Here is a 13,019-nt window from a genome sequence, read left to right as displayed (position 1 = left end):
TTTTTTGCGCCAACGTTTTCGGCGCCAATCCTCCGCGCGCGCAGAGACGACGAGCCCGCTATTCCGCAGCGGCCTGGAATGGACCGAGATCGCCGAGCGGCACGGTCGCCAGCACCTCGGCGAGCACCGCGAGATCGGAGGCCACCTGGGCGAAGCGCGGCCCGCGCTCGCGCTTGCGCTCGTCCATGTAGATCGCGCGGTTGAGCTCGATCTGGATCGCATGCAGGCCCGAGGCCGGGTTGCCGTAATGCTCGGTGATGAAGCCGCCGGCATAGGGCTTGTTTCGGCCCACCGAATAGCCGAGCCGCCCGAGCACGTCCTCGAACAGGTCGGGCAGCAGCGACGCGCAACTCGTGCCGTAGCGATCGCCGATCACCATGTCCGGCCGCCGCGGCTCGTCGCGCGACACACCGACCGAGGGCATCGAATGGCAGTCGACCAGCACGACCGTGCCGAACTGCTGGTGCACGCGGTTGATCAGCCGGCGCAGCGCGCGGTGATAGGGCTTGTAGAGCGTCTCGATGCGGTGCAGCGCCTCGTCGACGCTGAGCCGGTCGCGATAGATCTCCTGGCCGTCGCCGACCACGCGCGGAATCGTGCCGAGACCGCCGGCCACCCGCATCGAGCGGGTGTTGGCGAAGCTCGGCAGCCGGCCGGTGAACATGCGCGGGTCGAGCTCATAGGGTTCGCGATTGACGTCGACATAGCAGCGCGGGAAATGCACCCGCACGACCGGGAAGCCGCGCGTCAGCAGGTCGGCGATCAGTTCGTCCATGAACGAATCTTCCGAGCGCCGCAGCGACGGCAGATCGATTCGCGACGCCCTGAGGAAATCGTCGGGATAGGCCGAGCCGGAGTGTGGCGAATTGAAGATGATGGGCGCGCGCCACGTGGCCGGCTCCATGATCTCGAACGGCGGCAATCCGCCTTCAAAGTCCGTCATCGCTGGGCGCCGTCCCCTTGGTCACGTGCTTCGTGTCACGTGCGTCGATGTCACGTTCGTTGGTGCGCCGGTATCCTCCGGCCGTAAAGCGCTGGACAACGCAGACACTTCTCATTCGCCACCCGGCATCTTCGATAATCCGGGCCGTTCTGCCAAGCGAAAAGCAATGAAAAAGTTCATGGCCGGTTTGGAACAACTCTGAGCATGCCTGCGGCTTTTGGGCGAACGGCGCCCATTCGGCCCTCAAATTGCCTTGCCAATGTCGGATCAAAGCTTCCAAGTTTTCACCCGAAATTTACCGCCCGTCAGGCTTAGTGGCGGCAACGCTCCGCCTCTCACCCGGACCAGACTGCTCCCCGCCATGCACAAGATCCTGCTCGCCGAAGACGACAACGACATGCGCCGCTTCCTGGTCAAGGCATTGGAAAATGCCGGGTTCCAGGTCTCTCCTCACGACAACGGCATGTCGGCCTATCAGCGGCTGCGCGAGGAGCCGTTCGAGATGCTCCTGACCGACATCGTGATGCCGGAGATGGACGGCATCGAGCTGGCGCGCCGCGCCTCCGAGCTCGACCCCGACATCAAGATCATGTTCATCACCGGCTTCGCCGCCGTCGCGCTTAACTCCGATTCGGAGGCGCCCAAGAACGCAAAGGTGCTGTCCAAGCCGGTGCACCTCCGCGAGCTCGTGAGCGAAGTCAACAAGATGCTGGCGGCCTGAGCCGCAAGGCGCCGGTGCTGCGGCGCCTGGCAGCCTGGATTCCCGCCCCAGGGACCGGCCGCTCCGCGGCCGCCGGATTATTCCCAATTTCGGCATTTTGCGTCCTTGCCTGCCTGCGTGGGAGCCGATATAGGGACGCCCACCCGAACGGACTTGACGGATTAGGGCACGTAGCTCAGCGGGAGAGCACTACCTTGACATGGTAGGGGTCACAGGTTCGATCCCTGTCGTGCCCACCATCCTTCCGGACGTCGGCTGATTTCATTGAGCTTTTCGTTCGATTTCCCGCACCTAGCTTATCGGTGAGGGAATAGACGTTCGCTCTATGGTCCTCGGAGCCGATCTTTCTCTCTAGCTTGGCGACGCCGCCATAGGCCAACTTCTTGCGGTTGGCGTTCCGCGTGTAATGGCTCGCCATTCGACGATCGGTCCAACCGAAGATCGCGTCCAGCTCGGCTTCCGTCGCACCGTTTTCCGCGGCGACCGTCGCAGCCGCCTTGCGGAGGCCGTGCGCTGATCGATTTGCCAATCCAGCGGCGACGCACTTCTCCTTGAACACGTTGCCGAGGCTCTCCTTGGTCATCGGCTTGCCCTGCCGGGTCGCGATGTAGGTCTCGGTTCCGACCGGACCTGCCTCCAACGTCCGGCGCAGGACATCGAGCATCGGAAAGGTGACCTCAATGGTCTCGCTCCCCTTTTCGAGGCGCTTCGTGATGATCGGAACGGAGATTTGCTCGAGTTTTCCGTCGGGGCCAATCCGCTCTTGCACCTGTTCGGTCACGTCGGCAGGGCCGAACGATGCTGCGTCACCCCGCCGAAAACCGGTGAAGAGGTAGACGTCGATCATCACGCGCTCGCGTGTGCCCAGCGGCCAGCGCTTGTAGTAACGCCGAACGTCGGCATCAGACCAGGTAACGAAGCCTTCGGTTTTCGCCGGCTTGGGTGTCTTGATCCCTTCGGTTGGATCTACCGCAAGAATCTTTTGCGCGACCGCCCAGATGAACATCCGCCTCATGGTGGTGAGAAAGTGCCGGGCTGCGGAGGGGTTCTGAGCGCGACGCCCAAGCCCGTCCAGGATATGCTGCTTCTGGATGGCGGCTGCTCTTTTATTGCCGTTGGCCTCCAGAACATGAATCATCAGGCTGTTGCGCTGCTTGTGCGTGCTCGCCTTCATCTCGCGCCAATCAGGCGCCTTTGCCTTGTATTCTTCCCATAGCCATTTGAGGCTACCATCAAAGACCTTCGCCCTGGCCTCGCTGGGATCGATTGCGAGGCGTGGCCGATTGAACATGCCGGCTAGAGCGATGTCGTAGTTGCGGTTGAATTCTGTGGATCCGTACTCGCCGCGAATGCGAGTGCGTTTGCCGCCGACGTCCTTGTTGCGAACGTACCAGACCGTCCTGCCGTGACGGTTGATTTCCTTGTGAAGGTAAGGCTTGCGAGGACGGGGCATGAAGCGAATCAAAGCACGAAATGCTCTTCGGGCTCAACAGTCTCGTCGAGATCCTGCTCGTCATTGTATTTGACCAGGTCGACGATGATCGTGCCGTCCGGCTTGATTCTAATAGATGAAGCGCCGGCCGCTTTTGCAGCGCGGATCGCTCGTGCCACTTCGCCTTGAGTAAATCGGGCGGGGCGCCGACTCATGAAACGCCTTCGGTTGACCATCGCGCTCTGCCATGAGCGCATTTCCAGCGTGGAGATTCTATACCTCGGTCGAAGCTACCCGTCCGCGCCTCGCGGGCCGTCTAGCTGAAGGAGGATGCTGTGGCGTGGAAAAGGATGCGTTTGGTTGGCTCAGGCGTGTGCCTCCAGACACCGCGCCAGTTCCACGACCAAATCGATGCGGATCTGCCCGTTCACCTCGACCGCAGCCGCAAGTCTGGCCTCAGACGACGTATTCTGCGGCTGCGGAGTTCGCATCCCGATCATTGCGCTATAGACCTCACCGGACCTCATCGAGGTCGCGACGCGGACGCCATCCAACTGGATCCGCTATCCAGCTGTTGATTTCGGAGTCGTGCCAGCCCGAGCCGTTGGTGCTGATTTTGAGCGGGGCCGGGAACGTGCCTTCGGCGATCTTGCGGTAGATGGTAGATCGAGACAGTCCGGTCCTGGCGAGGACGGTTCTCAAGCGGATGATACGATCTGGTTCGCGCATGGACCCGCTGACTCTGGTTGAATGTTTGTGACGCCTTCTGAGACAGACAGGCAAAGCAGCTGGATGCAGACAAGAGGGTCCTCGTACGCTGCCAAGTGTGGCGTAGAGCCGGCGGCAAAAAGGATGGTCAAAATCCGATGCCCCGCCCTCTGCCGAGATCGATTCCATGGGCAAGGGCCAGTTGCTGGCCGAGCCGGCGGCCTGATTCGAAGGCGATGCCGAGATCGTTCTTTCGGTCGGCGAGGATGGATTCCAATTGCGGATCGCGTTCGAGGCTTTTGGCCATGTCGCCCATCGCTGAGCGCGTGGCCTTGTAGCCGGAAATGTCGCCGACCTGATATTGGCGCCGGCTAGCTTGGTCGAGTTTCTGCCATCGCTCCACGAAGCGGTCGGCGCGACGGCTCGGATCGGTGCGGAGTTCGGTCTCGAGCTGGAGCGCGCGGACCGCGCGGCTGACTTGGCCGCTAGCGGCTTCGCGAGCCAGTTCCGGGTCCTTCCTGTAGGCGGCTTCGGCATCGTGCGAACCAAAGGGCCGCACTTCGTTGAGGGCCTGGCGAGCCGTCTGCAGCTGTTCGACTCGCGCAGGGTCGACCCCGCCGCTCGTCTCTTGCGCAGCGAAGATCGCATCCACGGCGCGGGCATGGCGCACCAGAGCTCGAGTCCGCACGCGACGCGCTTCCTCTTCGATATCTTGCGCCAAGCTCCTTGCCGGCACTTCGGCTGCGCGCCGGTCTGCTGCCGGACCGCCTGTTTCCCTTTCCCGTGCTGCCTGCTCCGGCCGGTGTTCGCGAGCCGGTGCGGGGGCATCTGCAGGCGAGCGCAGGCCGTCGAACATCTCGCGAAGCTTCTCAGGCACGATCTTGCGCACGATCTCGACCACCCGCTCGCGGAACGTGATCCCGCGCCGCTCGGCGAAGCTCTGGACGGGATCAGCGCGCTCGTAATCCGAGGCCATGTCCTTGGCCCGATCGCGGGACAGGGTGCGGGTGAGCTGGTCCGCATTGGCAAAATCATCGCGACCATAATGCAGGTTCACCTCGTCGCGATGCCGCGACAAGGCGACATAGCTGCTGTGGGCATCCATGCCGGACGTCGCGAGCACATGGACGCGGTCGACCGTCATGCCCTGGGCCTTGTGGATCGTCGCCGCATAGCCATGGTCGATCCGGCTGTAGTCCTTGAGGTCGAAGCGCACGTGTCGGCCATCGTCGGTCTCGACAGTCATGGATTGCGCGCTCACCTGTTCGATGGTCCCGAGCGTGCCGTTCTTCACGCCAAGGCCGCGCTCGTTCTGTAGGAACATGACGCGATCGCCGCTAGCGAAGGTTCTCGCGCCGCGCTCGACCGTCACATGCACCTCGTCTCCGAGATCGCCGGCAGCCCGCATCCGCTCGCGCGCTGCCTCGTTCAGTATGCGGACCTCGTCATTGGTGTGGGTGAGAATGATCCGGCTGCGATCGGGCGATGCTTGCCGATCACGCTCCCAGCGCCCGATCAGATCGCCGCGCGCCTGCTCGCGACTCCCGGCCTCATTCACCATGCCGTGGGCGCGGTACGCTCTAAGCGCATGGCCCACTTTGCCGGTCGCCAGATCGCGCGTGGCGTCGCGCTGCCAGTCCTCCCTCTGACGGCGCACGTCGCCGATTTCCGCGCCGCCGTGACGCTCATGGATCGATCGGAAGGCCGCGCCCGCCTCGATGGCCTGAAGTTGCTGCGGATCGCCGACGAGCACCACCTTGGCACCAGCCTCGGCCGCATGCGACAGCACGCGCTCCAGCTGACGCGTGCCGACCATGCCGACTTCGTCGATCACCAGCACATCGCTCGATTTGAGCAGATCACGGCCTTGCTCCCAGCCATGCTCCATGCTGGCGATCGTGCGTGACGCAATGCCCGATCCGCGCTCGAGGTTTTCCGCGGCAATACCGGATAGCGCCGCTCCACGGACCTCAAACCCTGCCGCCTCCCAGGCCTCCCGCGCCACCCCCAGCATTGCGCTCTTTCCCGTCCCGGCATGGCCCACCACGACGCTGAGATCGCGTCTATTCGTGACATGCGCCAATGCTTCAGCCTGCTCGGGCGAAAGCACCAAGCCGCGGGCTTCCGCGCGCACCAAAGCTGCCCTGCGCTCCGCACTTCGCACCTCATGGCGTTCCCGTTCCGCCATCAGTTCGGCGGCCCGATGCAGGCGCTGTTCGGCCTCGATCATTCCGCGGGTGGTGAACCGATCCTCGCCGCGGGTGTCCTTGCCGAGTTCGACCAGATCTGGCGCTCCCTGCATCGCGCCCACCACTTCGTTGAACTGGTCGAGCCCGTCACTGTGACGGTGCGCAAACTTTGCCAAGTCGCGGCGCGTGAAAGTCGATTGCTGCTGGGTGATAGCGTCCAGTCCGAGGACGGGATCGGCGACGATCCGCGTGCCGTTGTTACGAGCGATCTCGCGGTGCATCTCGGCGCGGTCGGCCTCAAACCGTTCGCCTGCGATGTCCCGGACCTCGATCCGTTTGGCGGGCGCGCCGATCTGGCTTTGCGGCTCCAGCGCAATGCCTTGGGCTTCGAGACTGCGATGGTCGATCCGCGCGTCGATGTCGAGTTCGGCGAGCCGCTCATTGACGAGCGCGGCCCAGCGTTCGCGCCAGCGCTCGACCATCTCGGTGCGGTTCCAGTCCCGCACCTTTTGACCAAACCCGTTCTCGTCGACCGCGCGCATCGCCAGCATGACATGGGCGTGGGGCTTGGGCATCCCGTCCTCACCCCTGTCCCAATGCACATTGAGATCGGCGATCATGCCCAGACCGACGAACTCACCGCGAACGAAGTCCTGGGCTAGCTCGATGCCCTGCGCCTGACTCAGCTCGCGCGGAAGAGCGAACTCGACCTCGCGGGCCAGCTGTGCATCCTTCCGGACTTCAAACGCTTCGACATCGTTCCAAAGCCGCTCCCGGTCGCTCCATGCCTCCGGCGCATTCTCCGGCAGCATCACCTTAGAATGAACGACGCCTCGCTTCGCGGAAAAATCTTGCTCACGGCCAAGGCGCTCATCGCGAAGCCGCGAGCCCGAGCGGTAAGCCGCCGATGCCACCGCGCTGCTCCCGGCCTTCCGGCCAATGACCTTGACGTGAAGATGATAGATCGCCATCGCGATCCAATCACTGGCATAGCGAAGCGCACGTCGGAACGACGTATAAGCGCGCCCTCCCTCGAAAAAATCTCGGGAGGGATCGCACCGTCCCAGGCCGTCCCTATGACCTTACAGCATTCTGCTGAGTACTCGCCTATCATTTCTCCATCGAAACTGATGGAGACAACGATGCGCAAACCACGCGACTTTGACGCGGACCTGAAGGCACTCGAAGACAAAGCGCGCGGGCTGAAAACCCGCAAAGTGCGCCAGCTCGGCGAATTGGTTATCGCGACCGGAGCTGACGCACTCAGCGCCGACGAGCTGGCCGGCGCGCTGATCGTGTTGGCCGAGACGAAAGAGGCCGGGAAGAGGGAGGCATGGGCCAAGCGCGGCGCTTCGTTCTTTCAGAGCCGCGCGCGGCGAAATGCGTCAGCGACTGACCGCAATTTGGACGGCCCTTCTGCGCAACCGAGCGGCGCGCAATCGGCACCGAGCCGCAAGGGCGCGACATGACATGCGCAAATGGCAGGTCGAGCGCCGTAAACGCACGCGTCAACTCATCGAGCTCGGCGGTCTCATCGTAAAAGCGGGTCTCTTGGACCTGACCTGCGATGACCGCGCGATCATCCTAGGCGCGCTGCTCTGGATCGCCGAGAAACTCAAAAGCGAGCAGAGGCCATTGGTGAGTGAGCTATGGATGGCGAAGGGAAAGCAAGCGTTTGAGGCGGACCAGATGCCAAAAGGATCAGATCGAAATGTTCCAGCAGCTCGTCGTTGATGCGCCACGGTCCTCGGCTAGCGAGCAAGTCTTGGCAAGACATTGGACGTCCGATCGCGCTGGAATCAAAAAATGCCGAAGGTGTTCCGCGAGGAGCTGTAGCTGGTTGAGAGGGTCTCAGACGCCGATCTTTTGCGCGAGATGATTGGCCTTGCAGCCCAGTGATTAATAGATATGGAGCAAGCCGGATTGACCGGAGCGTTCTATCGCGAGAAGAGTTCCGAACGTCTGGTATAGCCGCAACGGCTATCGTGACCGGACCTAGGAGAAGCGCGCCGGTGCGGTCCTCAAGCTGCGAAAGGGAAGCTACTGCCCAGGCTCCCTGGAGCCGCGCCGGATGGACGAGAAGGCTCTGACGGCCGTAGTATGGGGGGATGCGCGGCGACAATCAAGGTGGACTACGTACAGAGGTGTCTCGACCCGATCGGTCGACGGTCTCGTGCAGGAATAGGGATGAATAGTATCTCCAAGAGGCCGTGTCGCGCCTGTGTGGCCGAGATCGGCGACCAGTTGAAGCCGCCGATCGAGGCGACTGGCTGTACCTGTGGATCGACGCTACCTACGCGAAGTTGTGCCAGAACGGGCGGATCGTCTCGGTCGGGGTGATCATCACAGCCGGGGTCAATAGCGATGGCCGGAGCGGGATGCTCGGCATGGATATTTGTTCCTCCGAGACCGAGACGTTCTTGGCGGCGTTCCTACACCAGTTCGCCTGGCGCGGCCTGCACGAATCAAGCACGTCGTCTCTGACGCACATGAAGGGATCAAGGCGCGAGTCGCGAAGATTCTCGACGCGTCCTGGCTGCGCTGACACGTGCGCTGGATGTGAACGCCCTGGCGCATGCCAGCAAGAGCGGGCGGCGCGTCGTCTAGGCCTCCATCGCCACGGCGATTGCCCAATACGATGCCGAAGCTACAAGTACGCAATGGCGGCACATCGCCGATCAGTTGGGCCCCAAATTGCCGAAGCTGGCGGTGTTCCTAGATGAAGCCGATACCAACGTGCTGGCCTTATGAGATTCCTCTCCGCGCATTGGGACAAATTGCACTCGACTGATCCGCTTGAACGCCTCAACCAAGAGATCAGGCCGCACCGAGGTCGTTGGCATCTCCCCAAACGAGGAGGCATCGTCTGACTCGTCGGTGCCATTTTGCTCGAAGAGAACGACGAGTGGACGGTCCAGGGCAGCCGCTACATGACGCTGGAAACCATCGCGCTCTTGCGATGATCCCGCCGTTAGCTTTCCGCTAATAGCCAACTGACCGATCCGACCCGTTCCGGGGAATGCGGTAACCCGCAATCAGTTGCGCCAAGTCTGGGAACACGATCCAGGATCTCGCCTGGCCAGAAAGGCCGAGCGGGTGCACCACTTGAACCGAACTCCCCAAACCGCGCAACTCTATGTCGACCGCCCACTCGATTGGCGAACAAAAGCGAAGCGAAGCCTGGACCGGCACAACTCGGCTCTACAGCAGACCCGTTCGCGAGTGTCGACGAAATACAATCGTAAAGATTGTATATTGTTGCTGGATGGAAACACCCGTAAAATTACGGACACGTGATCCCGCGGAAACTTGCCAGTCAAGACCTCCGCATGCATCATATGGTCGCACCACTTAAGGTAGTGCGGGGAGGCTATGACCGCGAGGCAGAACGATACGGGGCTCGACTGCCTGACATTGCTGTTGCGGTTCCATCAGGTCGCGGTTGATCCGGCGCAGATTGCCCACCAGCTGGCGGGCGCGAAGGTCAGCGTCAACGAGATGCTGCGCTGTTCGCGTCAGCTGAAGCTCAAGGCGCGCGCTGTTCGGCAGACATGGGATGGCCTTGCCAAGCTGCCGCTTCCGGCCATCGCAGCGCGGGCCGACGGCTCGTTCGTCATTCTCGGCCAAGTCACGGCCGAGACGGCGCTAGTCCAAGATCCGCTCGTCAATCGGCCGCAGAGTCTCAAGCGCGCCGAGTTCGAGGCCAACTGGACTGGCACGATCGTGCTGATGGCCCGCCGGGCGTCGCTGACGGATCTGGCGCGGCGTTTCGACGTCACCTGGTTCCTGCAGGCGATGCACAAATATCGCCGGCTGCTCGGCGAGGTGCTGCTGGCCTCGTTCTTCCTGCAGCTGTTCGGCCTGGTGACGCCGCTGTTCTTCCAGGTCGTCACCGACAAGGTGCTGACCCATCGCGGCTACACCACGCTCGATGTGCTGGTGTTCGGCTTGGTTACCGTAACGATTTTCGAGACCGCGTTGGGCGGTCTTCGAACGTATGTGTTCTCGCACACCACGAATCGCATCGATGTCGAGCTGGGCGCGCGGCTGTTCCGGCATCTGGTGGCGCTGCCGATCGCCTATTTCGAGGCGCGGCGCGCCGGCGATTCGGTGGCACGGGTGCGCGAGCTGGAGCATATCCGCAACTTCATCACCAGCTCGGCGCTCACTCTGGTGATCGACCTCGCCTTCACCTTCGTGTTCCTGGGCGTGATGTTCTACTATTCGCCGTACCTCACTTGGATCGTGGTCGGCTCGTTCCCGTTCTACATCGCGCTGTCGGCCGGTGTGACGCCGATCTTCAAGAGGCGGCTCGACGTCAAGTTCGACCGCGGCGCCGAGAACCAAGCCTTCCTGGTCGAGACCGTCACCGCTATCCAGACCTTAAAGGCGATGGCGATCGAGCCGCAGATGCAGCGGCGCTGGGAGGAGCAGCTCGCCGGCTACGTCGGCGCCAGCTTCGAGGTGCTGTCGCTCGGCAACTGGGCCAGCCAGTTGGTGCAGTTCATCAGCAAGATCGTCACCGCGCTGACGCTGTATTTTGGCGCGCATCTGGTGATCGAGGGCAGTCTGAGTGTCGGCGAGCTGATCGCCTTCAACATGCTGGCCGGGCGGGTGGCGCAGCCGGTGCTGCGGCTGGCGCAGCTGTGGCAGGATTTCCACCAGGCGCGGCTGTCGGTGGCGCGGCTCGGCGACATCCTCAACACCACACCCGAGCCGGCGTTCAACCCCGGCCGCGCGGCGCTGCCACCGGTGCGCGGCGAGGTGGTGTTCGATCACGTCCACTTCCGCTACCGCATCGACGCGCCTCTGGCGCTGCACGATATCAGCCTCAAGGTGCCGGTCGGGCAGGTCGTCGGCATCGTCGGCCCCTCCGGCTCCGGCAAGTCGACCCTGACCAAGCTGATCCAGCGGCTGTACGTCCCCGAGGGCGGCCGCATCCTGATCGACGGCATCGATCTCACGGTGGCCGACGTCACCTGGCTGCGGCGGCAGATCGGCGCGGTGCTGCAGGAGAACGTGCTGTTCAACCGCTCGATCCGCGACAACATCGCGCTGGCTGATCCCGGCATGGCCATGGAGCGGGTGATCCAGGCGGCCGAGCTCGCCGGCGCCCATGAGTTCATTCTCGGTCTGCCCGACGGCTACGACACGGTGGTGGGCGAGCGCGGCGCCAGCCTGTCCGGCGGCCAGCGCCAGCGCATCGCGATCGCGCGTGCGCTGGTCACCAATCCGCGCATCCTGATCTTCGACGAGGCGACCTCGGCGCTCGACTATGAGAGCGAGAACATCATCCAGCGCAACATGCGCAGGATCTGCGCCGGGCGCACCGTGTTCATCATCGCCCACCGGCTGTCGGCGGTGCGCAACGCCGACCGCATCATCACCATCGAGAACGGTCGCTTGGTCGAGGACGGCACCCATGACGAGCTGATCAAGCGTGCCGGGCGCTACGCCACCCTGCATCAGATCCAGGCGGGCCTGCATGTCGTCGGCTGAGGCACACCGGCAGGACAACGCGCCGGTTTCGTTGGACGCGCATCGCCGCAGGCGAAACGACGCGCGCGAATTCCTGCCCGCGGCGCTGGAAATCGTTGAGACACCAGCCTCGCCTGCGGGCCGCGCCGTGGCTGGAACCATCATGCTGTTCTTCGCGATCGCGGTCGGCTGGTCGATCATCGGCCATGTCGACATCATCGCCGCGGCACAGGGCAAGATCGTGCCGACCGGCCGCACCAAGACGATCCAGCCGCTGGAGGCGGGCGTGGTCGCCGCGATCCATGTCCAGGACGGCGACAAGGTCCGTGCCGGCGACGTGCTGGTCGAGCTCGACCGCACCGTCACCGAGGCCGAGCGCCACCGCGTGGCGCAGGGCCTGATGCAGGCGAGGCTCGATGTGGCCCGGCTGAGCGTGCTTCGTGATAGCTTTGCCGATCTCGCCGCGTTGCGGCCGCTCAGCGTGCCCGAGGGCGCGCCGCCGACCGACATCGCGCGCACCCGCGCCGCGCTGCAGGCGCAGGCCGCCGAGCAGCTGTCCAAGCTCGCCTCCAACCAGCAGCAGATCGCGCAGAAACGCGCCGAGGTGCAGTCGATCGAGGCCGCGATTGCCAAGATCGACGCCGCTCTGCCGTTCCTGCGGGAGACCGCCGATATCCGCCGCAACGCCAAGGAGATCCAGTATGGCAACCAGATCGCCTTCATCGACGCGCAGTCGCGGCTGATCGACCAGCAGAGCGAGCGCGTCGTGCAGACAAGGCGCCTGGTCGAGATCGAGGCCGCGCGAATGGCGCTGGAGCAGCAGCTGGCACAGACCCGCTCCGGCTTCGAGCGGCAGGTGCTGTCCGATCTCACTGACGCCGAGAAGAAGGCCGACGAGCTGACACAGGACCTCGTCAAGGCCGAGCGCAAGACGTCTGAGCAGCTGCTGCGCGCGCCGATCGACGGCACCGTGCAGCAGCTCGCACTGCACACCGTCGGCGGCGTCGTCACACCGGCGCAACAACTGATGCTCATCGTGCCCGCCGACAGCCAGCTCGAGACCGAGGTCATGATCTCCAACCGCGACATCGGCTTCGTCAATGTCGGCCAGCCGGCCGAGATCAAGATCGACACCTTCAACTTCACCCGCTACGGCCTCGTCCACGGCAAGGTGCTGAGCGTCTCCCAGGATTCGATCGTACGGGAGAAGCCGGCGGACAAGCAGGCCGGCGGCAAGGCGGCCGGCGCCCTGGCTGAGACCAGCGAGCCGGCGGGGCAGGAGTTCATCTACTCGGCGAGGGTGTCGCTGGACGAGAAGCAGATGCAGGTGGAGGACAAGATGGTCGCACTGTCGCCGGGCATGGCGGTGACAGTGGAGATCAAGACAGGGACGAGACGGATCATCGAGTACATTATGTCGCCCCTGCTGCGATACAAGCACGAGAGCTTGCGCGATCGATGAAGCCTGTCAGGACGAGCGAGTTATTTGGAGCGATTGGAATAGATAGGGCGGATCGCGCAGCGTACGCCGATGCTCCAAAAACCAGA

General features: G+C 63.4%; 10 protein-coding genes, 1 tRNA gene and 2 pseudogenes. 8 read left to right on the top strand and 5 right to left on the bottom strand.

The genetic code is table 11. The features are described from left to right. Window positions 1-58: 58 nt before the first annotated feature. On the bottom strand, window positions 59-943 hold the full coding sequence (locus BRADO_RS28875) for an N-formylglutamate amidohydrolase (RefSeq protein WP_012029745.1): 885 nt from the start codon (window positions 941-943) through the stop codon (window positions 59-61). 361 nt (window positions 944-1,304) lie between these two features. Between BRADO_RS28875 and cpdR the strand changes: the two genes are divergently transcribed. Together cpdR and BRADO_RS28865 are read left to right on the top strand one after the other, a co-directional pair. Next, window positions 1,305-1,664 (top strand): cell cycle two-component system response regulator CpdR, encoded by a 360-nt coding sequence (gene cpdR, locus BRADO_RS28870; RefSeq protein ID WP_006610087.1) that lies wholly within the window; start codon window positions 1,305-1,307, stop codon window positions 1,662-1,664. A gap of 164 nt (window positions 1,665-1,828) precedes the next feature. After that, window positions 1,829-1,903 (top strand) — tRNA-Val (locus BRADO_RS28865). 209 nt (window positions 1,904-2,112) lie between these two features. On the opposite strand, the pseudogene BRADO_RS36045 reads toward BRADO_RS28865, so the two are convergent. Then, window positions 2,113-2,511 (bottom strand): annotated as a pseudogene (locus BRADO_RS36045) (integrase); the annotation flags it as partial. On the opposite strand from BRADO_RS36045, the gene BRADO_RS35840 reads away from it, so the two are divergent. Further along, the gene (locus tag BRADO_RS35840; protein WP_244422911.1) at window positions 2,395-2,880 is read left to right on the top strand and encodes a hypothetical protein; all 486 of its coding nucleotides are present in this window, start codon (window positions 2,395-2,397) and stop codon (window positions 2,878-2,880) included. The pseudogene BRADO_RS36045 and the gene BRADO_RS35840 sit on opposite strands and share 117 nt — an antisense overlap. A gap of 245 nt (window positions 2,881-3,125) precedes the next feature. Here the strand turns inward: BRADO_RS35840 and BRADO_RS28860 are convergent, their stop codons facing one another. From BRADO_RS28860 to traA, 3 genes are all read right to left on the bottom strand, one after another. Beyond that, window positions 3,126-3,311: a hypothetical protein gene (locus BRADO_RS28860; protein WP_157872624.1), complete on the bottom strand. Its 186-nt coding sequence runs from the start codon at window positions 3,309-3,311 to the stop codon at window positions 3,126-3,128. A gap of 298 nt (window positions 3,312-3,609) precedes the next feature. Continuing rightward, complete coding sequence (locus tag BRADO_RS34485) at window positions 3,610-3,825, bottom strand: AlpA family transcriptional regulator (protein WP_012029743.1); 216 nt, start codon at window positions 3,823-3,825, stop codon at window positions 3,610-3,612. Window positions 3,826-3,952: 127 nt separating this feature from the next. Next, the gene (gene traA / locus BRADO_RS28850; protein WP_012029742.1) at window positions 3,953-6,964 is read right to left on the bottom strand and encodes a Ti-type conjugative transfer relaxase TraA; all 3,012 of its coding nucleotides are present in this window, start codon (window positions 6,962-6,964) and stop codon (window positions 3,953-3,955) included. Window positions 6,965-7,135: 171 nt separating this feature from the next. On the opposite strand from traA, the gene BRADO_RS28845 reads away from it, so the two are divergent. The 5 genes and pseudogenes from BRADO_RS28845 (at window position 7,136) to BRADO_RS28825 (ending at window position 12,933) form a co-directional block, all read left to right on the top strand. Continuing rightward, complete coding sequence (locus BRADO_RS28845; RefSeq protein ID WP_041757801.1) at window positions 7,136-7,462, top strand: conjugal transfer protein TraD; 327 nt, start codon at window positions 7,136-7,138, stop codon at window positions 7,460-7,462. 1 nt (window position 7,463) lies between these two features. Beyond that, window positions 7,464-7,727, top strand: coding sequence for a conjugal transfer protein TraD (locus BRADO_RS28840; RefSeq protein ID WP_012029740.1), 264 nt, complete (start codon window positions 7,464-7,466; stop codon window positions 7,725-7,727). 102 nt (window positions 7,728-7,829) lie between these two features. Beyond that, window positions 7,830-8,990: pseudogene (locus BRADO_RS34480) on the top strand (transposase). A gap of 375 nt (window positions 8,991-9,365) precedes the next feature. After that, the gene (locus BRADO_RS28830) at window positions 9,366-11,492 is read left to right on the top strand and encodes a type I secretion system permease/ATPase (RefSeq protein ID WP_012029736.1); all 2,127 of its coding nucleotides are present in this window, start codon (window positions 9,366-9,368) and stop codon (window positions 11,490-11,492) included. Beyond that, entirely contained in the window at window positions 11,479-12,933 is a 1,455-nt protein-coding gene (locus BRADO_RS28825; protein ID WP_041757094.1) for an HlyD family type I secretion periplasmic adaptor subunit, read from the top strand. The genes BRADO_RS28830 and BRADO_RS28825 overlap by 14 nt, the downstream gene beginning before the upstream one ends. The last annotated feature ends 86 nt before the right edge of the window (window positions 12,934-13,019 follow it).

This window comes from Bradyrhizobium sp. ORS 278 (assembly GCF_000026145.1).
Lineage (GTDB): Bacteria > Pseudomonadota > Alphaproteobacteria > Rhizobiales > Xanthobacteraceae > Bradyrhizobium.
This window is presented reverse-complemented; position numbering and strand designations above follow the sequence as displayed.

Bases quoted from the DNA above. Each gene is read 5' to 3' on its own strand.
- BRADO_RS28830 (WP_012029736.1), top strand. From the start codon at position 9,366: ATGACCGCGAGGCAGAACGATACGGGGCTCGACTGCCTGACATTGCTG.
- BRADO_RS28845 (WP_041757801.1), top strand. From the start codon at position 7,136: ATGCGCAAACCACGCGACTTTGACGCGGACCTGAAGGCACTCGAAGAC.
- BRADO_RS28860 (WP_157872624.1), bottom strand. From the start codon at position 3,311: ATGAGTCGGCGCCCCGCCCGATTTACTCAAGGCGAAGTGGCACGAGCG.
- BRADO_RS28875 (WP_012029745.1), bottom strand. From the start codon at position 943: ATGACGGACTTTGAAGGCGGATTGCCGCCGTTCGAGATCATGGAGCCG.
- BRADO_RS28840 (WP_012029740.1), top strand. From the start codon at position 7,464: ATGCGCAAATGGCAGGTCGAGCGCCGTAAACGCACGCGTCAACTCATC.
- BRADO_RS28825 (WP_041757094.1), top strand. From the start codon at position 11,479: ATGTCGTCGGCTGAGGCACACCGGCAGGACAACGCGCCGGTTTCGTTG.
- cpdR (WP_006610087.1), top strand. From the start codon at position 1,305: ATGCACAAGATCCTGCTCGCCGAAGACGACAACGACATGCGCCGCTTC.
- traA (WP_012029742.1), bottom strand. From the start codon at position 6,964: ATGGCGATCTATCATCTTCACGTCAAGGTCATTGGCCGGAAGGCCGGG.
- BRADO_RS34485 (WP_012029743.1), bottom strand. From the start codon at position 3,825: ATGCGCGAACCAGATCGTATCATCCGCTTGAGAACCGTCCTCGCCAGG.